Raw genomic sequence first — 18,868 nt, 5'->3', positions numbered from 1 at the left:
AGGATGAACAGTCCTCTGGACTTGATGCCTGACCATGACCAAGACCATGAACGATGAGACAACGACTGAGCTGCTTCAACCGTTTTCAGGTCATTCGCTCCCAGGCCGTCGGCTCGCTGGCCTTGGACTGACCGTCGCCAGCGGCCTGGTGCTGGCCCTGCCTGGGGCTGGCCTTGCCCAGGCCGCGCCCCGCTGCACCTTCCTCAATCCCATCGGCGGCAACGGCACGACCCCGATCGTGGCCAAGTCGGTGAGTCGGGGCAAATTGATCGGCAAGACGAACTGGAACACCGATTTCATCGTCGACAAGCCTTACACCAGCTACAAGTTCTTTTTCACCGCCAATTCATCCGACCCCGGCGCCAAGTATCCGGTGGAGGGCTTCATGAAATTCAGCGATGGCAGCTCACTGCAGGTGGTGAATGAAACCATGAATCCGCCCATGGGCACCGGCCGCATGTTCGGCCCGTTTCCCGCCGTTGCCGGCAAGCAGGCCAGCCAGATGAACTTCAAGGTGGGGGCCAGCAACGACCCGGGCGCGCTGGGGTTCAGCTACCGCATCTCCGTCCAGGGCTGCCTCTGATTCAGGCCCGGGGCGCATAGCCTCAGGCCATAAAGCTCACCCCTCCATGTTGCCGATCTTCAAACGCTCCCGCCGAATCAGGCGAGCCGCCAGTGCCCTGCTGGCGGTGGTGATCAGTGGCCTGGGGGCCGAGGCCCTCGCGGGTCAATTCAGCCTGAGCAGCTCCGACCTGGAGGCCAACGGCAGCATTGGCCTGAAGCATGTGTACAACGGCTTCGGCTGCGAGGGGGAGAACATCTCCCCGGCCCTGAGCTGGAGCCAGCCGCCTCCCCAGACCCAGAGCTTCGCCCTGCTGGTGCACGATCCCGATGCCCCCACCGGGGGCAGTGGCTGGTGGCACTGGCTGATGGTGGACATCCCCGTCAGCAGCTCACGGCTGACAACCGGCGCGGGGCGCAGCGATGGCTCCGGCCTGCCGCCGGGTGCCCGCCAGATCCGCAGCGACTACGGAACCCCTGGCTGGGGCGGACCCTGCCCGCCGGTGGGCAACGCCCCCCACCGCTACACCTTCACCCTGCACGCGCTCAAAGTGAAGACCCTGGAGCTGCCCCCCGAACCCTCAGCCGCCCTGGTGGGCTTCATGGTGAACAGCCAGAGCCTGGGCAAGGCCTCCTTCACCTCCTTCTACGGCCGTTAGCCGAGGTACCAGGCCAGCACGGCCTGCAGCTGACCGACGATGCCCTTGCCGGTGAGCCCCTCAGCCACAATGGCCGCGCTGAAGCCCAGCATCGCGACGCGCCCGTTCAGCAGCTCCACGCCGGCCAGGGCAGTGGTGTTCCAGGGGCGGCTGGTGGTGAGACCCTCGCCGAATTTCTCCACCGGCTCGTAGCGGAATTCGTTGCTGCTCATCGGATCCTTCGCATCGGTTGGTGCCCACAGGTGGAGGGCGAGCCAGGGTTCTGGCCCGGAGCAGCCTATTGGGGTTCAGCGCACGGGACGCTGGTCTCAGCAGACCAGCAGCAGCAGCCGGTTTCCCTCTGGATCGTGCAGCCAGGCTTCGGCACCGAACGATTCCAGCCGGGGGGCCTCCGGGGCCATGGCCCCCAGAGCCATGGCCTGCTCCACCCAGGCCTGCAGCTGCTGGAGACGATCCGCGGCTGAGCAGGAGCGTTGCAGGCAGAGGGCCAGGCGGCCGGAGCTGCGGGGCTGGGGTCGGCTGGAAGAAGGGGCATAGATCTCCAGCCGGCCACCACCGGGCCAGGCCAACCGCCAGTGCTGCGCCTGGAGCCCCTGCTCGGCGCGGGTGTCGAGCAGGGCGGCATAGAACCCAGCGAGACGATCGGGCTGATCGGCCGCCAGCACCAGGGTGGTGTGAATCTGGGGCGTGGTCATGCCGGCTGTGCCGAATGAAGAAGCCACTCTGGACCGGTCGCGGCAGCATGGGCCGATAGCGGCAGCGACGCGCCCATGGCCCCAACCCTGACCCGACGCCAGATCCTCGGCCTGGGTGGCCTGGCCCTGGGGGCTGCCGCCTTCGGCACCTGGCGGGAGCTGCAGGCAGCCCCGGCTGCAGCTCCCGCCACCGGCTTGAAGCTCCCCCCCCGTGGCGATCGGCGCCTGGTGCTGATCAGTGATCTCAATTCCAGTTACGGCTCCACCACCTACATCCCGGAGGTGGGACGAGGGATCGCCCTGATCCCCTCGATGCGCGCCGATCTGGTGGTCTGCGCCGGCGACATGGTGGCCGGGCAGAAGGCGAGCCTGAGCACCTCCCGGCTCCAGGCCATGTGGGCGGGCTTCGATCGCCAGGTGCTCAGGCCCCTGCGGAGGGCAGGGCTGCCCTTCCTGCCGGCGATGGGCAACCACGACGCCTCCAGCAGCCGGGTGGGCGGCCGCTATTCCTTCGAACGCGAGCGGCAGGAGGCCAGCCGCTTCTGGCGTGGCCAGCAGAGGAATCTGGGGCTGACCTTCCTGGACGCTTCCGGCTTTCCCTTCTTCTATTCAGTGCTCCAGGACGACTTGTTCCTGCTGGTGCTCGATGCCTCCTCAGCGCAGATTCCCGCGGAACAGCTGCGCTGGGCGGAGCGGAGCCTGGCCAGCGCTGCGGCCCGTGGGGCACAGCGGCGGCTGGTGATGGGACACCTTCCCCTGCTGGGGGTGGCCCAGGGACGCGACACCGCCGGCAATGTGGTGGCCAGGGACCGGGAGCTGCGTCAGATCCTGGAGCGCGCCCAGGTGGAGGCCTACATCAGTGGCCATCAGCACGCCTATTACCCCGGGCGGGCCGGGCAGCTCGATCTGATCCAGCTGGGGGCCCTCGGCAGCGGTCCGCGCCGGCTGCTTGGCCAACGCACCGCTCCGTTCCAGACCCTGACCGTGCTCGATTACGACTGGAGCAGCGGCCGCCGCCGGGACAGCACCGTCAACATGCGCACGCTCCAGGCGGTGGATCCGCAGCGACTGCCGCCGCGCCTGAGCGACAGGCGCGGGCGCGCTCAGACCCGGAGGTCCTCCGCTACAGGAGGTTGATTCGGTAGAGCACATCCTCGAGGGCATCCGCGGCCAGCACCCCGGCCAGGCGCTGGGGATTGTCCGGGGTGCAGCAGCTGGCCAGGGGCGCCAGCAGGGTGGAGGGCCGGGCATGGCAGAACTGCACCACGCTCAGCCTCTCCTCAGCGGAATCGGGGGGCGCCACCACCCGGTGCAGGCCGGCGGGGATCAGGCCGTTGCTGAGCCGCTCCAGCATCAGCCCGCTGTTGATGATCACCCGCCCCTCGGGCGGCAGCGCCGGCACCCAGCCGCCGGCCACCTCCACCTCCAGGCCGGCCCCCGTGGCCCGGGGCAGGGCGGTGATCAGGTTGATGTCGCCGTGGGCGGCGGCCCAGAGGTGCCCGGGGCCGGGGGCAGCCGCCATGGGCGGGTAGCGGATGGCGCGGCTGAGGGTGGGGGCTTCGCTGACCATCTCCTCGAAGAAGCTCTCGGCGGCGCCGAGGCCGAGGGCGACCACCCGCAGGAAGCGCCGCTGCAGATCGGCGAGCGCCCGATGAAAGCGCTGCAGCACCTCACTGATGCCCGGCACCACCGCCTCCGGCAGCAGCGGGTCGGGATAGAGCAGGGGATAACGGCGGCGCAGGGGATGGGCGGCCGGGATCGGCGCCGCCCAATTGAGCATCTCCTTCCAGTCGGCTCGCTCGCTGCCGGCGGCGGTTTCCACCAGCAACCCCGTGTAGCCGGTCTGCCCGGAGGCACCGACAGCCCTGAAGCGTCCCTTGGTGTCTCCATCGAGGGCGAAGAAGCGCTCCAGCATCCCGTAGGCGGTGTCAAGCAGATCGGTAGAGAGATCGCTGCTGGTGTACACGAAGCCAGTGGCCAGGCTGCGCCGCACCCCATCGAGCACCGCCCGCCGGCTGCGAGCGTCACCCTGCTCGAAGGCCAGCAGGTCGACATCGAGGATGGTGGACTCCATCAGGGCAAGTTACGTGCCCTTCCCGGGATCCTGCAGGAACAAGTCCGCGCCGGAGGCCAGCGCCGAGGCGGCCTCGCCCCGGCTGAAGGCCAGCCAGCGGAAGTCGCCGAGGGCAACGGGATCCACCAGGCGCAGCAGGGCCTCACGCCGGGCCAGCAGCTCCGCCAGATCCTGGGGACCAACGCTCCGGTCGCCCTCGGCGGCGCCGCCCGCCGGCTGCTGCTGCAGCCCATGCAGCCGCTGGGCCAGACCGAGGGCGAGCAGGGCCTCCCCCTGGCGCGTCTGGCCGAGGACCTGCCAGCCGGCGGCGGCGGCGGCCTCCAGCACGCTCTCGAGGCAGAGGTGGGCAGTGAGATCCCACTCACCTGGCTGCAGCAGGGGATCGGAGCTGGCCTGCTGGGCGCGATAGGCCATCAGGGTGCCGTTGCTTCGCTGGGGGGCGTAGTAGCGCCAGGCCTCGAGGGCGTAATCGATCACCAGCAGCCGGCCCTGGGCCAGGGCAGCGCCACAGCCCGCCATCCAGGGGGCCAGCCCGGGATGGAGCTCGCTGCACCAGCCCTCAGGGCGCCGTTGATCGAGGGGCAGAAGTCCCAGGGGCTCCAGTCGCGCCCCATCCTCCGGCTCCAGGGGCTCCCCGGGCTCCAACCGCAGGGTCCCCTTCCGGAGCGTCACCTGCTGTCGGCACCAGTGGGTCCCGCTGCGCTCGATCCGCTCCACCGCCAGGGCATCGAGCACCTCGTGGGCCAGCACCACTCCCGTGAGCGGAGCTGCAGCCATCTCTGCAAAGCCGCTCCAGCGCACCGGCAGGGGGCAGCCCTCCAGGCGCTGCCGCTGGCGTGCGGCCATGCCGGCGTTGGGCTCCACCAGCACCAGCTCCAGCCGCTCGGCCAGCTGGGGCCAGCCGACCATCAGCTCCTCCGCCAGCTGGGCCGCCAGGCTGCCTTCGCCGGGGCCGGCCTCCACCAGGCTCAGGGGTCCGCTGGGAAGCTCCTGCAACCAGCGGGCGATCTGGGGGGCGAGCAGGGCGGCGAAATCAGGGCCGAGGGACGGGGCCGTGGCGAAATCACCCCGGGGGCCGATGCTGAGGCGGCCGGCGCCGTAGGCCCCATGCTCGGGGTCGTGCAGCACCCACTCCATGTAGGTGCGGAAGGGCGTGCTGCCGCCGGCCTGGAGCAGGCGCTGTTCCAGCCAGGCGGGCAGCGGCACGGGGGGGAGGCGGCTCAGAGAGAATGAAGGGCCACTGAAGCAGCCCCATGGCACCTGGCGCCAGCTCTTTCCTTCGCAGCCTGCTTGGCGTTCTGGCCGCAGCGGTGCTGCTGCTGGTGCCGCTGGGGGGGGCTGCGGGAGGGATGGCCCAGGCCGCCGACAATCCCTCTCTCCTGCCTGATCACCCCACCCCTGTGATCGATCTGGCCCGGGCGCTCACCGATGGCCAGCGCTCGAGCCTCGAGCAGCAGCTCGACGAATTCGAAGCCAGCAGCGGCTGGAAACTGCGGGTTCTGACCCAGTACGAGCGGACCCCCGGTCTGGCGGTGAAGGAGTTCTGGGGGCTCGATGAGCGCAGTCTGCTGCTGGTGGCCGATCCCCGCGGCGGCAACCTGCTCAACTTCAACGTGGGCGATGCGCTCTTCGCCCTGATGCCACGCACCTTCTGGGTGGAGCTGCAGACCCGCTTCGGCAACCAGTACTACGTGCGTGACCACGGCGAGGACGGCGCGATCGTGGATGCGCTCACGGCAGTGGAAACATGCCTGGACAGGGGTGGCTGCCAGGTGGTGCCCGGTCTGCCCCAGGAGCAGTGGTTGCTCACCTTCTGCACCTCGGCGCTGGGGGGCCTGATCGTCGGCTTTGCCGGCTACCCCCGCAAACAGGGCGAGGTGGTGGCCTGGAGCTGGGTGCTGCTGCTCTCACCGCTGTGGGTGATGCTCTTCGTGATCTTCGGTCTGGGGCCGGTGGTGACCCGCACCTCGGATTGGCTGCCGGTGCTGCGTAACGGACTGGGGTTTCTGGGCAGCGCCGTGGCCGCTTACCTCATCGCCCAGAAAACCGTGGGTCAAGCTGCCGCCGGAGAAAGTTCCGGCGGTGGTGAGTGAGAGCCAGCCCCCAGGCCTTCAGCGCTCATCGCCGATCTTCTGGAGGGCACAGCTGAGACTGTCGTCGTTGCAGGCGGGCCTCACCGGGGGAGCAGCCTGGGCCAGATCGGTGCGGACATTGTCGATCGCCCGCAGGCTGGCCAGGTTGGCCTCGTAGAAGGCCCTGAGCTGGGTGTAGCGCTTGACGGGCTGGCCGTAGAAGCTGCGGCCGGCAAGGGTGGGGAAGGAAGCCCATTCCGGCGCCAGCTTGGCCGCCAGCTGGGGGGTGAAAACGCCGCGATCAGCCAGCGCCAATGCTCCCCGGCGCTGGATCAGGAAGATCGCCGCCTGGTCCTGAACATGGGGGCCGAAGCCTCTGATGCCCAGAGCCCGGGTGGCCATCGACCAGGTGAAGGGCATGAACTGGTAGGCACCGGCGGCGGCACTGGCATAGCGGGCGGTGCGGTTGACCCGATCCGGATGGCGATCCAGGGAGGCCATCAGGCTGCCGCCGAACATGATCCGGTAGCCCAGATCTTCGCCATTGGCCCAGGTGCCCTCCGCGAAGCGGATGGTGTTGAGCAGCGCTCTGCGCTCCGGAGTGATCGCGAAGATGGTGCGCAACCCCGGCTGATCTCCGGGCCTGGCGATCGCCATGGAACGGGGCTGGCTGGCCGGCGCAGCTCCCGGCAGTCGGATCTCCTCCCAGGCCGTGGCATGGGCGGGGGCGGTCAAGGCCAGAGCCAGCGCCGGCAGGCACAGTCGACGGATGCAGGAAGCGGGAGAGATCAAGACTGGCAAGGGGTGAGAGGACGAAACATGGTCACCGTCAGACCTGGGTTGATCCCGTGTGGAATCGGCCTGGGACATCGCTGCCCTGCTGGAGGAGCGAAATGGGAGAAAGTTCAGGAAGGCTCTGTACTGCTGAGCGAAGCAAGAACTGTCTGAATGAAAAAATGACTTGTGATGTGGATCAGCAACCCTGATGGGTGCACTCAGGTTTAGTGATCACTGGGCAACTCAGAAGAAACCGTCGAAGCGATGGAAGAGTACATCTCGGCGGGCTTGGGTTGGACAGCAATTTGTCGAACGAGCCTTACTCCAGGGATCGCATCAGTGACGGTCGAACAACCGTCCACCAGCTATCAGAATTGCCTGCAAGGTTCACATCACTGTTGAGCACAGGGTTTGTTGATGCAAAATCATTCGACATCCTGACGATCAGTTCTGCTGATTGCGCCATCGGCGGCAGTAGCGACCGACACCAGATCGCCTGCGCTGCAATGCTCCCCAGCAATTTCAGCTGTTGACCAGAGCCTGTTGCTCCAGCCAGCAGGCGGCCGTCTCAGCGCCATCCCGCGCCAGGGGACCAGCGGACGCCGGGTGCAACGGTTGATCCAGTTGCCAGTCGCCCTCGCGCAACTGTTGCTGGCTGAGCAGGCGGTGGCGGCCATGGCGGCGCAGGCCTTCCTCCAGCACCGGGGCTTCGGCAAAGCCCTCTCGGTGCACCAGGTGGATGCCCACGTCGTGGGCCAGGGCTTCACAGAAGCTGCTGTAGCCGGGCTTGGTGATCAACCGCTCCACCAGGGGCATGAACTCCAGCAGACGCAGACCCTTCGGGAGCAGCCGCACGTTGGCCGCCCCTGCGGCCGAGGGATCCGTGCTCACGAAGACATGATCCGGCCAGCGGTGGAAGGGTTCCTCCCCCAGCTGGAATCCCAGGCCACCGAAGCTCACCAGCACACAGCGTGCCCGCTCCGGAAGGTCAAGCCGTTGACGCAGAGTCTCCGCCCGCACGCGGAGCGGCGCCACGGTGAGGCCGATGCGCAGCTCAGGCAGCCCCCAGGGCATCGCCATGGAAAAGGGAGCATGGACCAGTCCCTGGCCCCGGCGGTAGAGCTGGAGGCAACGCTCGGCCCAGGCGGGAAAGGGACCACCCATCGGTGCATAGATGGCATCCCAGCCGAAATTGCCGACCCAGATCAGGGGCCACCCCCCGGCCTCGGCCAGCCGCGCAGCAGCGGGAGGCACATCACCCAGCAGCAGCACCGGTCCGCCCTGGGCCTTCAGCCAGCGGGCCTCTGCGGCGATCTGCCCGGGCAGGCGCCGCTCGAGGTCGTCGAGGGCCAACAGGGTGGCGGCGGGGTCAGCCCCGAGCGCATCGGCCTGCACCACCCCCACATCCCAGGTGCAGGGGCGCCGCTCGAAGGGAACCCCACCAAAAACGGTGAGCAGAAAAGACTCGGGCAATGACGTGGAGAGCACCAGCCGCCAGGAGGGCTGCAGTTGCGCCAGGGCCAGCAGGATCGCGCCGCTGCGGGAGCCGTGGCCGTAGCCGTGGCCGCTGATGGCGGCATAGATCAGCACCGCAGCGCCTCAGAGTGATCAGCAACAGGCTGTTGCCCCGCCACGGGCAGGTCGTGCAGCCGTTGTTCGTAGAGCAACCGACCCTCGGTGTCGTACCAGCGGTGGCTGACATGGCGGAGCTGGCCGGCCTCCAGCTCCACCCAGGCCAGATGACGCAGCTGCCGCCCCGTGCCGTCCACCGCATGGCGGGGCACGTAGGCGGCATTGAGGTAGGCGGTGCCGCGACGATCGATCAGAAAGCTGCGTCGCTCCCCCCGCCCGCGCTTGAGGGCATGGTGCATGTGGCCGAACACCACCAGGGGCAGCGGCCGGTGCGGGCGGATCTGCTCGATCGCCATCGCCAGGTCCTGATCGCCCCAGTCGCAGGCGGGCGACTTCCAGTCGCGGCCACAGGGGTCGCTGGCCAGGCTGCCGAGGCCGCTGGGCCCGCAATGGGCCAGCAACACCAGGGGCAGATCCGGATCTGCCGCCAGAGCTGCCGCGGCGATCCGCCCGGCCGACTCGGCCAACTCCACCGGCCCCCAAAGGGCCTGGATCGGCTTGGAGAGGTGATAACCGCCGCCGGCACTGCCCGGGCGGGCCCCCACCACAGCCAGGCCGGGTGGCGCCAGGTGGCGCACGGCCCAGGCGCAGTGGCGCTCGCCGAGCAGGTCGATCTGGCGCTGCAGCCTGCGCCCGCTGTGGTCCTTGCCGGTGTCATGGTTGCCGAGGATGCAGGCCACCGGAAGTTCGAGGTTGGCCAGGCTGGCGGCGATGCGCTCCTGACCGTCGCTGAGGTCGCCCACCACCAGCAGCGCATCAGGGGAGAGGCGAGCCAACAGGGCCACATCACGCCGGTCCCATTGCCCGTGCAGATCCCCGGCAATGGCTAGACGCATGTGGGCCGTGGCGACTCCCTAGGCTGGGGTCATCCTGCCCCAGTTGAGGTCGAGGTTGGTTTTTGCGGCCCTCACAGCCCCAGCCGTCCCCCACGACCTGCCGGCCGCGATCGACAAGCTGCGCCAGGCCCGCAAGGCCGTGATCCTGGCGCACTACTACCAAAGTCCCGAGATCCAGGACGTGGCCGATTTCATCGGCGACTCGCTGGAGCTCTCCCGCCAGGCCGCCGGCACAGACGCCGAGGTGATCGTCTTCTGCGGGGTCCACTTCATGGCGGAGACCGCCAAGATCCTCAGCCCTGACAAAACGGTGCTGCTGCCTGATCTGGAGGCGGGCTGCTCCCTGGCCGATGCCTGCCCCGCCGACGCCTTTGCCGCCTTTCGCGCCGAGCACCCCGACCACCTGGTGGTGAGTTACATCAACTGTTCGGCGGCGGTGAAGGCCCAGAGCGACCTGATCTGCACCAGCAGCAACGCGGTGCGCCTGGTGCAGCAGCTGCCGGCCGATCGGCCGGTGCTGTTCGCGCCGGATCAGAACCTGGGCCGCTGGGTGGCCCGCGAGAGCGGCCGCGAGCTCACCCTCTGGCCGGGGGGCTGCATCGTGCATGAAACCTTCAGTGAGCAGGCTCTGCTGCGGCTGAAGCTGGAGCACCCGCGGGCGGAAGTGATCGCCCACCCGGAGTGCCTGCCCAATCTGCTGGATCTGGCCGACTTCATCGGCTCCACCAGCCAGCTGCTCCGCCGCGCCGGCACCAGCGAAGCGAGCACGTTCCTGGTGCTCACCGAGCCGGGCATCCTGCACCAGATGCGTCAGCGGCTTCCGCAGAAAACGTTCCTGGAGGTGCCGGGTCAGGACGGCTGCAGCTGCAATGCCTGCCCCTACATGCGCCTGAACACCCTGGAGAAGCTCTGGCAGTGTCTGGAGCGGATGGAGCCGGCCATCGAGCTCGATGAAGCGATCCGCCTGAAGGCCCTGGCACCGATCCAGCGGATGCTGGAGCTGAGCGCCTGAGGCTTGCCGGCTCAGTAGCTGTAGTTGGCCACGAACAGCGATGCCGCATCGTCGGAAGGCTGGGATCCGGCCACGTACAGCCCCCGGGCCGCATCGCCATTGGCCGTGGCCCTCGCCAGCAGGGCCGCCTGACCGGCCGCCGTGTCGCTGCCGCCCCAGTGGCTGAGGCAGGAATGCTGAAGGGCGCGACCGTAGGAGAAGCCGAGGTGCCAGGGCGAGCCCGGCACATGGTTGATGGCGTTGAGGTACACGCTGGCGTCCTCCTCGCCCAGACCACCGGAGAGAAAGAGGATCGCCGGCACGGCAGCCGGCACCGAGCGCCGCAGGGTGCGAACCGTGAACTCGGCCACCTGCTCGGGGCTGGGCCTCTGGGGACAACTGGCGCCGGGCAGGGTCATCGAGGGCTTGAGCAGGCTGCCCTCCAGGAACACCCCATTGAGGCCGAGGACCTCATACACCGTGCGCAGCACCCATTCCTGCACCGCAGCGGTGGTGAGGATGTCGTGGTTGCCGTCCATCAGGATCTCGGGCTCCACGATCGGCACCAGCCCCTCCTCCTGCACGGTGCGGGCGTAGCGGGCCAGTCCCCAGGCGTTCTCACGCACACAGAGCTCCGACGGGGAGCCATCGGCGCTGATGCGCAAGACCGCCCGCCACTTGGCGAAACGGGCGCCGCGCGCGTAATAGCGGGCTGCCCGCTCCCGCAGTCCCTTGAGGCCGGTGCACCAGCTCTCGCCGGGCAAGCCCCCAGGGAGGGGCTCCACCCCCTGATCCACCTTGATGCCCACCACCAGGCCCTGGTCCCGGAAGCGCTCGAGAATCGATCCAGCCGCCAGACCACCCACTGCAGCGGCTTCCTGAAAGAGGGTTTCCTCGTAGAGGATCACCCCACTGATCGACGCTCCCAGCCCCGGGGCGGTGGCCAGCAGAGTGCGGTAGGCGCGACGGTGTTCCTCACTGTTCTCCAGGCCGATCGCCGCGAAGCGCTTGCCGATCGTGCCGGTGGATTCATCCGCGGCCAGCAGGCCACTGCCGGGGCGGGCAAGGGCGGCGGCGGTGGCCTCCAGCTCCTCGCGATGGGTCTCGAGCGCCATGGAATCCTGCAGGGCCTGCTCCATGGCTAGGGGAGCGATCTGCCGCCGTCAACGGGCAGCGGCCGCCAGGATGCGTCGATTCCCCATCCCGGCGGCAGCGCGGCCACCGGAGTGCGCCATGGCGTTGCCTGCCGGCGGCCTGATTCAGCTCACCCCCCAGGGGCTCTACTGCCCGGCGGTCGGCGCCTGGATCGATCCCTGGCGGCCGGTGGCCAAGGCCCTGATCACCCACGCCCACGCCGACCATGCCCGATCGGGCTGCGGCGCCTACTGGGCGGTGGACAGCGGCGAGGCGGTGCTGCGCCAGAGGCTGGGCGCCGGCATCACGCTCACGGCAGTGGACTACGGCACGGAGCTGAGGATCGGCGAGGCCGTGGTGTCGTTCCACTCCGCCGGACATGTGCTGGGTTCTGCCCAGGTGCGGATCACCGCGGGCGGGGAAACCTGGCTGATCAGCGGCGACTACAAACGGGAAGCCGACCCCAGTTGTGCCCCGTTCGAGCCGGTGGGGGCCGATGTGCTGATCACCGAGGCCACATTCGGGCTGCCGGTGTACCGCTGGAGGCCGGGTCGTGAGGTGGCGGCCGACATCCTGCAGTGGTGGCGGAGTGCACCGGAGCGACCGTCGTTGCTGTTCGCCTATGCCTTCGGCAAGGCCCAGCGGCTGCTGGCGGAACTGGCGGCCCTCGGGGTGGAGGAGGAGGTGCTCCTGCATGGGGCCGTGCAGACCCTGATGCCCGCCTACAGGCAGCAGGGGATCGCCATGGTGCCCACCCGCCCGGTGAGTGAGCTGCCACGCAGCGAAGCGTTGGCGGGCCGCCTGGTGATCGCCCCCCCCTCGGCCCACCGCTCGGTGTGGATGAAGCGCTTCAAGAATCCGCAGACCGCCTTCGTGAGCGGCTGGATGGCCGTGCGCGGCGCCCGGAGGCGACGCGGCTTCGACCGTGGCTTCACCCTCAGCGATCACGCCGACTGGGACGGCCTGCTGCACACGGTCAGGCAATCCGCTGCCCGCCAGGTGTACGTGACCCACGGCAACAGCGATGGGCTGGCGCGTTACCTGCGCGAGGTGGAAGGCCTCAGCGCCGCACCCCTGGGTCGGGCGTTCGAGGGGGAGCGCAATGATGAAGGGGAGACCCAGGACCCCATGCCGCCTTGAGCAGGCGGGGCCGACCAGCTGATGGATCGCTAAGGATGCCTGGCGTGCCATTGAGATGGCCACAATCAACCATCTGCACGCTGAACACGTTGCAGACGAACAGGCAACTGACTTATGGAAACCTGGCTTATGGACAACTGACTGCTCTTCGGCACGCAGAAACCAGAGGCAACACCAGGCAGGTGACGCTGCTGGGCAACAGCCAGGTCACGTGATGACCATTGTCTCAATCCGATAACAGCCTGGGCAGTCCTGCCCGTGACTGTCTATCTCTGGAACTGGTGCTCTTTTCGTGATGGTTGCTCAATCCGTCGATGCAGTCCCCTCGAAAATCTGCCGGCGGGGGCTGGCTGCATCCGCCTGGCTCTCCTCCGTCTTGGCCACGGCCCTGCTGATGATTTCAGCTGCAAAGGCCAGCGAGCCTTGGAGCCAGAGCAGCCGCAACGTGTCAGCCAACTTGATCAGCCAGGCGGTGCAGGCTGTTGGATCGCCTTACAACACGGCCATGCGGCTTGGTTTTGCAGCCTCGAAGCGCGGCGACTACACGGCAGCCACCAGCCACTTCCGCGAAGCCCTGCTCTACGTGCCAGACGATCGAGAGGCCACAATCGCTTACTGGAACGCACGACGTGCCTTGCATGCCAAGCTTTCCCCGAACGATCGCACGCCCCCTGAAAGTGCCTACGACAAGGACATGCGTCTGGGTTATGACGAAACCCATGCCCGGGATTACCAGTCGGCCCTGATCAACTTCAAAAGGGCCCTGCAGCAACGGCCAGGGGACTACTTCGCCACCCAGGCCGTGCGCAACGTAAGCGCCTATATCGGCGGCGAGAAGGGAGTGGCCCTTCCTCAGATCGAGCAGGCCTCTTTGAGTGGGGCAGCCGTGGGCTATGCCGGGGAATCCTCCTATGACCGCTACATGCGCCTGGGCTATGCAGCAGCCAAGGAGAAGGAACCCAGCCTGGCGATCGACTATTTCCGGAGCGCCCTCTACGAGCGACCCAACGACCGCATGGCGACGATCGCCTTCTGGAACCAGAAACATGCCCTGATTCAGACCACATCCGGCCGGCCTGCGGCCATCAACGCGATCAGCTATGATCGCATGATGCGCCTGGGCTATGACGCCAACGAGCGCCATCACTTCGCCGAGGCCCTGAACTACTTCCAGGCGGCCCTTCAGGCCAGGCCTGGAGATCCTTACGCCACCCAGGCGGTGCGTAACGTCCGCACCTACATGAATAGCCAGGGCTCCTGAAAGGGCGGGCTGGGGCTGTTCTGCGCCCTACAGAGTTCAAAGGACAACCCTCACTCGAAATTCCCGATCCGGATGGCGCCCAGGCAGCTGATGAACGCCTGATCAGCGGGCAGGACGTCATCTTTGCTGCCTGCGATGGCTAGAAGCTGCGAGCATTAGTCCAAGTGAACTACCAAATGGACTAGCGATGCAAGGGTCGAGGCAGACCACAACAACTTGAACCCAATCATAGCCATATCACAAAAAACTCAAGAGATCACCGGGGAAACTCGTGCCTACCAGACCCGATTTAGCAGCAACCATCGCATACTACAAGACGCTGATGATGATCTTACTTCAATGGATCGCTGTTTGACAGCAAGCCGGCGAACCCAAAAGGGCGTTTAGAAACCATTCACCCAATCAACACCAGCGCCCCGGAAAGCCAGTCCCGTGCAACAAGCAGGACCTTCAGCCGTCGACCCTGGGAATGGGCACCTCATAAGGGATGTGAAGCCATGATTGGCATTGCAAACAATTTTAGCCAACAAGAAAATAGGCCTAGGTTGCCTGTCATCCATGGAGACGCCCGACATGCGTATCCAAGTCAATACAGACAAGAACATCAGCGGTGCCGAAGCACTGGCTCAAAGCGTGGAGGAAACCCTCAAACACGTTCTGGCACGCTTCTCCGATCACATCACCAGGCTGGAAGTACACCTCAGTGACGAAAACAGCACGTCGAAGTCAGGTGTCATGGACAAGCGATGCTTGCTTGAGGCGAGGCTGGCGGGACGCGAATCGACTTCGGTCAGCGACCTGGCCCTTACAGTGGACCAAGCCGTCAGTGGTGCTGCTCATACAATGGTGAGCCTGCTGGACAGCGGACTTGGAAAACTCAGCACGCGCTGACATGAACGAAAGGATCCGCAGGCCTGGCGGGGATCCCCTCAGATCGGACAGGTTCCATTCGGCCGCCGTGGGTACTCCAGGCCTGTGATCTTCTGGCAAGGCATGGCCAAGCCAGCCACGAAGGCAGGCTCACAACCACAACTGTTGAAGTTGCGGATGGCCACATGGCCTGGAGTCAGAGCCCAAACCACACCCTGATCCGGGCGGCAGCGATCATGACAGCAGGAGAGGAGAAAGGAGGGATACTTGCAGTAACTTCCCGCCTGCTCAGGTGCCAGACAGGACTCAATCATCCTCCAGAGCGCATCAGAAAAAGACCTTCCCTGCGGAGCAGCAATCACCGAGGGAGGCCAAGCCGAAAGAAGAGCCAAGGCTGCCCCCAGAACAACCGGCAACAGTGCGCCAAACCGCCTGCATGGGCAGACCATGAAACCGATCTTCAACGGCTGAATGTTCGGCTTTCTTCTGTGAGGGGCTCTCGGGTCGACCAAAGGACTCAGGTCTTCAGGCTTGATGCTCCGATCAGCTCACAGAAAAGGCAGGCTGAAGACTTGAAGCCGTGCGTCACAAAAAAATGACTAAAACTCGGTGAAAGCGGCGGTGGCAGGGAAACCCCCAACCCCCGGCCGAAGACTGTGAGCAGCGGCGCATGGCACCCGTGGCACCCTGAGGCCGCTGGTGGGGCGGCTGGCCGCCTGCCTGCCTGTGTTCTGATCCCGCTCTGCAGACGACGTGTCCGAAGGCTCCCGTTCTCCCCTGTCCCTGGCTCCGGTCGCGCTCGAGGCCGGGCCCACCGCCGAGCTGCTGGCCTGGGCCGCGGCGATCGAAACCAGCGACGCCACCACCCTGGAGAAGGCCCGCCAGTTCGCCACCCGCCTCGGCGCCCACTGGCAGCCTGACGGGCTCACCACGATCGGCTTCTGGACTCCGGAGCTCGCCGGGGACGTGATTCAGCCGCGCAACATCCTGCTGGAGGTGTTCACGCCGCTGGAGTCGATCGATCCCAGGAGCCCTGAGCAGATGGTGCGCTTCCATCGCCAGGCGGTGCAGCTCGAGAAGCAGGGCGACTACCGCTGGGGAGTGGTGAGCGGCCTGCAGGCTGGCGACGCCGACACAATTGGCTCGCTCTACTGGCTGCGCTACCTCTCCCCCGACACCAACGCCGTGCGCGTGGTGGGTGATCCCCTGGCGGCGTCCTATCCGTTCGGGATCTACGCGCCTGCCGAGGTCTACGACCTCGAGGGGCTGCAGCAGCGCCGAGCCGACCGGTCCTACTACGAGGCGATGGCCACCGAGCTGGCAGCCCAGCCGCTCGAGGACCATGGCGGCGCCCCATCGGTGTACGGGATCCCTGCGCCGGGCAACATCCTCCAGCTTCATGTGCGCACCGCCTCCCCGAACGGCTACATCTCCGGACTCACCGCCCTGTTCCGGGAGCTGGCCCGCAAAGTTCGTGCCGGCATGCCGCTGACTCCGGCGGAGACCAATCTGGTGGGGTACGACGCTGTGCAGCTGCTGCCCATCGAGCCCGGCGTGGAACCTCGAGCCGGGACAGGTGGCGACGACGAAGCCTTCAGCCTGAGGGCCGACGACGAGAGCAGCCTGGATCCCGAAACCGAGGTGATTCTGAGCACGCCGGGGAGGGTACGGGCGAGGCTGCGCCGCCCCGAACTGCAGAACTGGGGCTACGACGTGGTGATCTTCGGCAGTGCCGCCACCAATCCAGCACTGCTGGAAACCCTGCGACCCGATGAACTGGTGGAGTTCATCACCGAGTTGCACACCTTCCCCACCGGGCCGATCCGCCTGATCTACGACCTTGTCTACGGCCATGCCGACAATCAGGCGATTGAGCTTCTCAACGGCCGCTACCTCAAGGGTCCGAACATGTATGGCCAGGATGTGAACCACCAGAACCCGGTGGTGCGTGCAATCCTGCTGGAGATGCAGCGCCGCAAGGTGAACACCGGCGCGGATGGCATCCGCATCGATGGTGGCCAGGACTTCAAGTACTTCAATCCGCTCAGCGAGCGGGTGGAGTACGACGATCCCTATCTGATGGCCATGGGTGATCTGGTGCAGGAGATCGGCCCTGCCCGCTGGCGCCCCTTTGTGATCTATGAGGACGGCCGCCCCTGGCCGTCGGAGGGCTGGGAGGAGATCTCCACGTACCGCGATCTGGTGGAGCTGCGCAGCGAGGCCTATCAGTGGGGACCGCTGATCTTCGCCCACAACACTCCGGCCTTGCAGGGGTTCTGGGCGCGCAAGTGGCGACGGGTGTGCGAAAAGATGCAGTTCGGCTCCCGCTGGGTCACCGGCTGCGGCAACCACGACACTCTTCGGCGCGGCACCCAGGTGGTGACGACTGAGGGGATCAACCCCCGCCTGGGCAGCACCCTCCCGGAGGTGTTGGCCAATGCTTACGACAACCCGGCAATCGGTGCCCTCACCTACGGCTTCTCGCCGGGGTTGCCGATGGACTTCATCCACTGCCTGATGCGAGCACCCTGGGGGTTCTTCCGCAACACCGATGACCGCTATGGCGTGAAGGTGGTGGCGGAGGAGGCTCCGGGATTTCTGGACTGGCAGTTCAGTCCTGAGCAGTACCGCGATCCAGGTCTGTTTCAGGCGATCAAGCAGCTGGGGTTCAAGGAGTTCGAGACGCTGCGCCGGTTCCTCGCTGCCCTTGGTGAAGCGATCGAGGCCACCGATTACGACCTTGAACGCATGGTGGCGGCCTGCCAGAGCGTTGTGCCCATCGAGGCCGGCGGCGATACCCCCGTGGTGGACGTGGCCTGGCTGAAGGCCTTTGCCCGCCGCTTCATGGAGGACATGCACGAAGCCTGCAACATCTGGCGGCACGTCGATCGGGTGGAACCCGAGCAGGCCGACTACAACCTCGCCCTGCGTCAGTTCCGCCGAGCCCGGCCCTGGCTGAGCGAGAACCTGGCAGGTGGCGACGACCGGCTGGATCTGCTCACCACCCCCACCACCACGATCTTCTATGGATGGCGGCGGGCTGGCGGCGGAGGTGCGGCGGTGGCACTGGTCTCCCACATGGGCGGGGAGCCGATGGCCATCCGCCTACCGGAGTTGTTTCCGGATCAGACAGCAGGCTGGTCGCTGCGGCTGGGCTCCCCGGGGCTGAAGATTTCAGACGCCCAGCTGGCCGGCGCGTCGATCACCCTGGAAGACAGCCAGGCCCTGCTCCTGGAGCCCCTGGAAGCCACACGCGTGCCGTGAAAACAACCTGCAGGGCTATGGATCTGAGCCCATCCGCACCAATCTCCACCAGCCTCAGGGACCAACGCCAGGATGCTCTTGATGGGCGATGGACCTGCCACGCAAGCCTCTGACTCCATCAACGCATCCGTGATCCAGAAGCCCATGAAACGAGTTGTCCTGACCCAAGGAATCAGCTGTCAGGCCAGCTGACACAACGTTCGGCATTCGCATGAAGCCTCACCTGCTGGGGCACAGTGACGTGACGACCACAATGAACTAAACCCATGTCCTGAATCGAGGCCCCCTTTCGTGTGATAAGCCCAGCTTACCTTCAGTAACGCAGCGAACATCTACTTCTCGGACCCGCCTAAGTTCTCTTCAACGAAAGCAAAGGCTAGAAAGGGCCTTATGCTGGCAGGGGTTTCAGCCAATGGCATCCAGACATCAGAGATCTTAAACGGCACTGGGAGCGAGAGAGAGGTGGATACCGGGCCCGCCTAAATGCTGTTGGAAAGATGGAGACAAGCGTTTTGGAGATGGCGAGACGCTATATCGGCGTCTATCCTTGGATGTAGCTGATGATCCCATTCCGCCCATGGCAGCAGGGCTATGCTGTCAATGACGTATGGGAGCATGCTTGTCACCAACTGTCTTCCGTGATGGCGAATTCCGGTTTTTCTTCTTCTCGCGCGAAGAAAGCCGTATTCATGTCCATGTTAGTCATCCAGACGGTGAAGCGAAATTCTGGCTAAGTCCGTCCATTGAGCTTGCCCGCAACATTGGGCTAAGGAGACTCTGGAAAACCCCACCACCCTGCGCGAGAATGGCCTTGTGATCCCAACCGTTTACAGGCTTCATGGGCGTCAAGCAGTTCGGTTTTGGTGATTACGAGCAGTCCACAGCCAAAAAGCGGACCCGGC

18 protein-coding genes are annotated in these 18,868 nt (G+C 66.2%); 10 read left to right on the top strand and 8 right to left on the bottom strand.

The genetic code is table 11. The features are described 5' to 3' along the window. Positions 1 to 34: 34 nt before the first annotated feature. The gene (locus FPZ61_RS04650; protein WP_255441371.1) at positions 35 to 583 is read left to right on the top strand and encodes a hypothetical protein; all 549 of its coding nucleotides are present in this window, start codon (positions 35 to 37) and stop codon (positions 581 to 583) included. A gap of 46 nt (positions 584 to 629) precedes the next feature. Then, entirely contained in the window at positions 630 to 1,220 is a 591-nt protein-coding gene (locus FPZ61_RS04645; RefSeq protein ID WP_185465186.1) for a YbhB/YbcL family Raf kinase inhibitor-like protein, read from the top strand. On the opposite strand, the gene FPZ61_RS04640 is transcribed toward FPZ61_RS04645, so the two are convergent. Together FPZ61_RS04640 and FPZ61_RS04635 are read right to left on the bottom strand one after the other, a co-directional pair. Beyond that, the gene (locus FPZ61_RS04640; RefSeq protein WP_185465185.1) at positions 1,217 to 1,432 is read right to left on the bottom strand and encodes a chlorophyll a/b-binding protein; all 216 of its coding nucleotides are present in this window, start codon (positions 1,430 to 1,432) and stop codon (positions 1,217 to 1,219) included. The genes FPZ61_RS04645 and FPZ61_RS04640 overlap by 4 nt on opposite strands. 96 nt (positions 1,433 to 1,528) lie before the next feature. Next, positions 1,529 to 1,915 (bottom strand): VOC family protein, encoded by a 387-nt coding sequence (locus FPZ61_RS04635; RefSeq protein ID WP_185465184.1) that lies wholly within the window; start codon positions 1,913 to 1,915, stop codon positions 1,529 to 1,531. 75 nt (positions 1,916 to 1,990) lie between these two features. Here FPZ61_RS04635 and FPZ61_RS04630 point away from each other — a divergent pair, with 75 nt between their 5' ends. Next, positions 1,991 to 3,052, top strand: coding sequence for a metallophosphoesterase (locus FPZ61_RS04630; protein WP_185465183.1), 1,062 nt, complete (start codon positions 1,991 to 1,993; stop codon positions 3,050 to 3,052). On the opposite strand, the gene FPZ61_RS04625 is transcribed toward FPZ61_RS04630, so the two are convergent. Both FPZ61_RS04625 and FPZ61_RS04620 read right to left on the bottom strand, forming a co-directional pair. Further along, positions 3,039 to 3,989, bottom strand: coding sequence for an isopenicillin N synthase family oxygenase (locus FPZ61_RS04625; protein WP_185465182.1), 951 nt, complete (start codon positions 3,987 to 3,989; stop codon positions 3,039 to 3,041). The genes FPZ61_RS04630 and FPZ61_RS04625 overlap by 14 nt on opposite strands. Positions 3,990 to 3,998: 9 nt before the next feature. Next, positions 3,999 to 5,195: an SAM-dependent methyltransferase gene (locus FPZ61_RS04620; RefSeq protein ID WP_185465181.1), complete on the bottom strand. Its 1,197-nt coding sequence runs from the start codon at positions 5,193 to 5,195 to the stop codon at positions 3,999 to 4,001. A gap of 47 nt (positions 5,196 to 5,242) precedes the next feature. Between FPZ61_RS04620 and FPZ61_RS04615 the strand changes: the two genes are divergently transcribed. Further along, entirely contained in the window at positions 5,243 to 6,082 is an 840-nt protein-coding gene (locus FPZ61_RS04615) for a TPM domain-containing protein (protein ID WP_185465180.1), read from the top strand. 18 nt (positions 6,083 to 6,100) lie between these two features. Here FPZ61_RS04615 and FPZ61_RS04610 read toward each other — a convergent pair whose 3' ends face one another. The 3 genes from FPZ61_RS04610 to FPZ61_RS04600 form a co-directional block, all read right to left on the bottom strand. Next, entirely contained in the window at positions 6,101 to 6,802 is a 702-nt protein-coding gene (locus tag FPZ61_RS04610; protein ID WP_255441397.1) for a glycoside hydrolase family 104 protein, read from the bottom strand. Positions 6,803 to 7,360: 558 nt separating this feature from the next. Further along, positions 7,361 to 8,428 carry a hypothetical protein gene (locus tag FPZ61_RS04605; protein WP_185465178.1) on the bottom strand — a complete coding sequence of 356 codons (1,068 nt, stop codon included), beginning with the start codon at positions 8,426 to 8,428 and terminating at the stop codon, positions 7,361 to 7,363. After that, positions 8,422 to 9,306 (bottom strand): TIGR04168 family protein, encoded by an 885-nt coding sequence (locus FPZ61_RS04600; RefSeq protein ID WP_185465177.1) that lies wholly within the window; start codon positions 9,304 to 9,306, stop codon positions 8,422 to 8,424. Before FPZ61_RS04600 ends, FPZ61_RS04605 begins: the two co-directional genes overlap by 7 nt. Before the next feature lie 55 nt (positions 9,307 to 9,361). Between FPZ61_RS04600 and nadA the strand changes: the two genes are divergently transcribed. Further along, on the top strand, positions 9,362 to 10,318 hold the full coding sequence (gene nadA, locus FPZ61_RS04595; protein WP_185465176.1) for a quinolinate synthase NadA: 957 nt from the start codon (positions 9,362 to 9,364) through the stop codon (positions 10,316 to 10,318). Positions 10,319 to 10,329: 11 nt separating this feature from the next. Here nadA and FPZ61_RS04590 read toward each other — a convergent pair whose 3' ends face one another. Beyond that, complete coding sequence (locus FPZ61_RS04590) at positions 10,330 to 11,412, bottom strand: class I fructose-bisphosphate aldolase (protein ID WP_185465360.1); 1,083 nt, start codon at positions 11,410 to 11,412, stop codon at positions 10,330 to 10,332. Between the two features lie 118 nt (positions 11,413 to 11,530). On the opposite strand from FPZ61_RS04590, the gene FPZ61_RS04585 reads away from it, so the two are divergent. The 5 genes from FPZ61_RS04585 to FPZ61_RS04565 all read left to right on the top strand — a co-directional run bounded on the left by FPZ61_RS04585 (position 11,531) and on the right by FPZ61_RS04565 (position 18,783). Then, complete coding sequence (locus FPZ61_RS04585) at positions 11,531 to 12,571, top strand: ligase-associated DNA damage response exonuclease (RefSeq protein WP_185465359.1); 1,041 nt, start codon at positions 11,531 to 11,533, stop codon at positions 12,569 to 12,571. A 295-nt stretch (positions 12,572 to 12,866) separates the two neighbouring features. Next, positions 12,867 to 13,832 carry a hypothetical protein gene (locus FPZ61_RS04580; RefSeq protein ID WP_185465175.1) on the top strand — a complete coding sequence of 322 codons (966 nt, stop codon included), beginning with the start codon at positions 12,867 to 12,869 and terminating at the stop codon, positions 13,830 to 13,832. A gap of 558 nt (positions 13,833 to 14,390) precedes the next feature. Beyond that, positions 14,391 to 14,723 carry an HPF/RaiA family ribosome-associated protein gene (locus tag FPZ61_RS04575; RefSeq protein WP_221629789.1) on the top strand — a complete coding sequence of 111 codons (333 nt, stop codon included), beginning with the start codon at positions 14,391 to 14,393 and terminating at the stop codon, positions 14,721 to 14,723. A gap of 732 nt (positions 14,724 to 15,455) precedes the next feature. Beyond that, complete coding sequence (gene gghA / locus FPZ61_RS04570; RefSeq protein WP_185465174.1) at positions 15,456 to 17,966, top strand: glucosylglycerol hydrolase; 2,511 nt, start codon at positions 15,456 to 15,458, stop codon at positions 17,964 to 17,966. Positions 17,967 to 18,573: 607 nt separating this feature from the next. Next, complete coding sequence (locus FPZ61_RS04565; RefSeq protein WP_255441370.1) at positions 18,574 to 18,783, top strand: DUF4160 domain-containing protein; 210 nt, start codon at positions 18,574 to 18,576, stop codon at positions 18,781 to 18,783. Positions 18,784 to 18,868: the final 85 nt, after the last annotated feature.

It is taken from the genome of Synechococcus sp. BSA11S, assembly GCF_014224355.1.
Taxonomy (GTDB): domain Bacteria; phylum Cyanobacteriota; class Cyanobacteriia; order PCC-6307; family Cyanobiaceae; genus Regnicoccus_A.
This window is presented reverse-complemented; position numbering and strand designations above follow the sequence as displayed.

Bases quoted from the DNA above. Each gene is read 5' to 3' on its own strand.
- FPZ61_RS04650 (WP_255441371.1), top strand. From the start codon at position 35: ATGACCAAGACCATGAACGATGAGACAACGACTGAGCTGCTTCAACCG.
- FPZ61_RS04645 (WP_185465186.1), top strand. From the start codon at position 630: ATGTTGCCGATCTTCAAACGCTCCCGCCGAATCAGGCGAGCCGCCAGT.
- FPZ61_RS04640 (WP_185465185.1), bottom strand. From the start codon at position 1,432: ATGAGCAGCAACGAATTCCGCTACGAGCCGGTGGAGAAATTCGGCGAG.
- FPZ61_RS04635 (WP_185465184.1), bottom strand. From the start codon at position 1,915: ATGACCACGCCCCAGATTCACACCACCCTGGTGCTGGCGGCCGATCAG.
- FPZ61_RS04630 (WP_185465183.1), top strand. From the start codon at position 1,991: ATGGCCCCAACCCTGACCCGACGCCAGATCCTCGGCCTGGGTGGCCTG.
- FPZ61_RS04625 (WP_185465182.1), bottom strand. From the start codon at position 3,989: ATGGAGTCCACCATCCTCGATGTCGACCTGCTGGCCTTCGAGCAGGGT.
- FPZ61_RS04615 (WP_185465180.1), top strand. From the start codon at position 5,243: ATGGCACCTGGCGCCAGCTCTTTCCTTCGCAGCCTGCTTGGCGTTCTG.
- FPZ61_RS04600 (WP_185465177.1), bottom strand. From the start codon at position 9,306: ATGCGTCTAGCCATTGCCGGGGATCTGCACGGGCAATGGGACCGGCGT.
- FPZ61_RS04590 (WP_185465360.1), bottom strand. From the start codon at position 11,412: ATGGCGCTCGAGACCCATCGCGAGGAGCTGGAGGCCACCGCCGCCGCC.
- FPZ61_RS04585 (WP_185465359.1), top strand. From the start codon at position 11,531: ATGGCGTTGCCTGCCGGCGGCCTGATTCAGCTCACCCCCCAGGGGCTC.
- FPZ61_RS04580 (WP_185465175.1), top strand. From the start codon at position 12,867: ATGGTTGCTCAATCCGTCGATGCAGTCCCCTCGAAAATCTGCCGGCGG.
- FPZ61_RS04575 (WP_221629789.1), top strand. From the start codon at position 14,391: ATGGAGACGCCCGACATGCGTATCCAAGTCAATACAGACAAGAACATC.
- FPZ61_RS04565 (WP_255441370.1), top strand. From the start codon at position 18,574: ATGGGAGCATGCTTGTCACCAACTGTCTTCCGTGATGGCGAATTCCGG.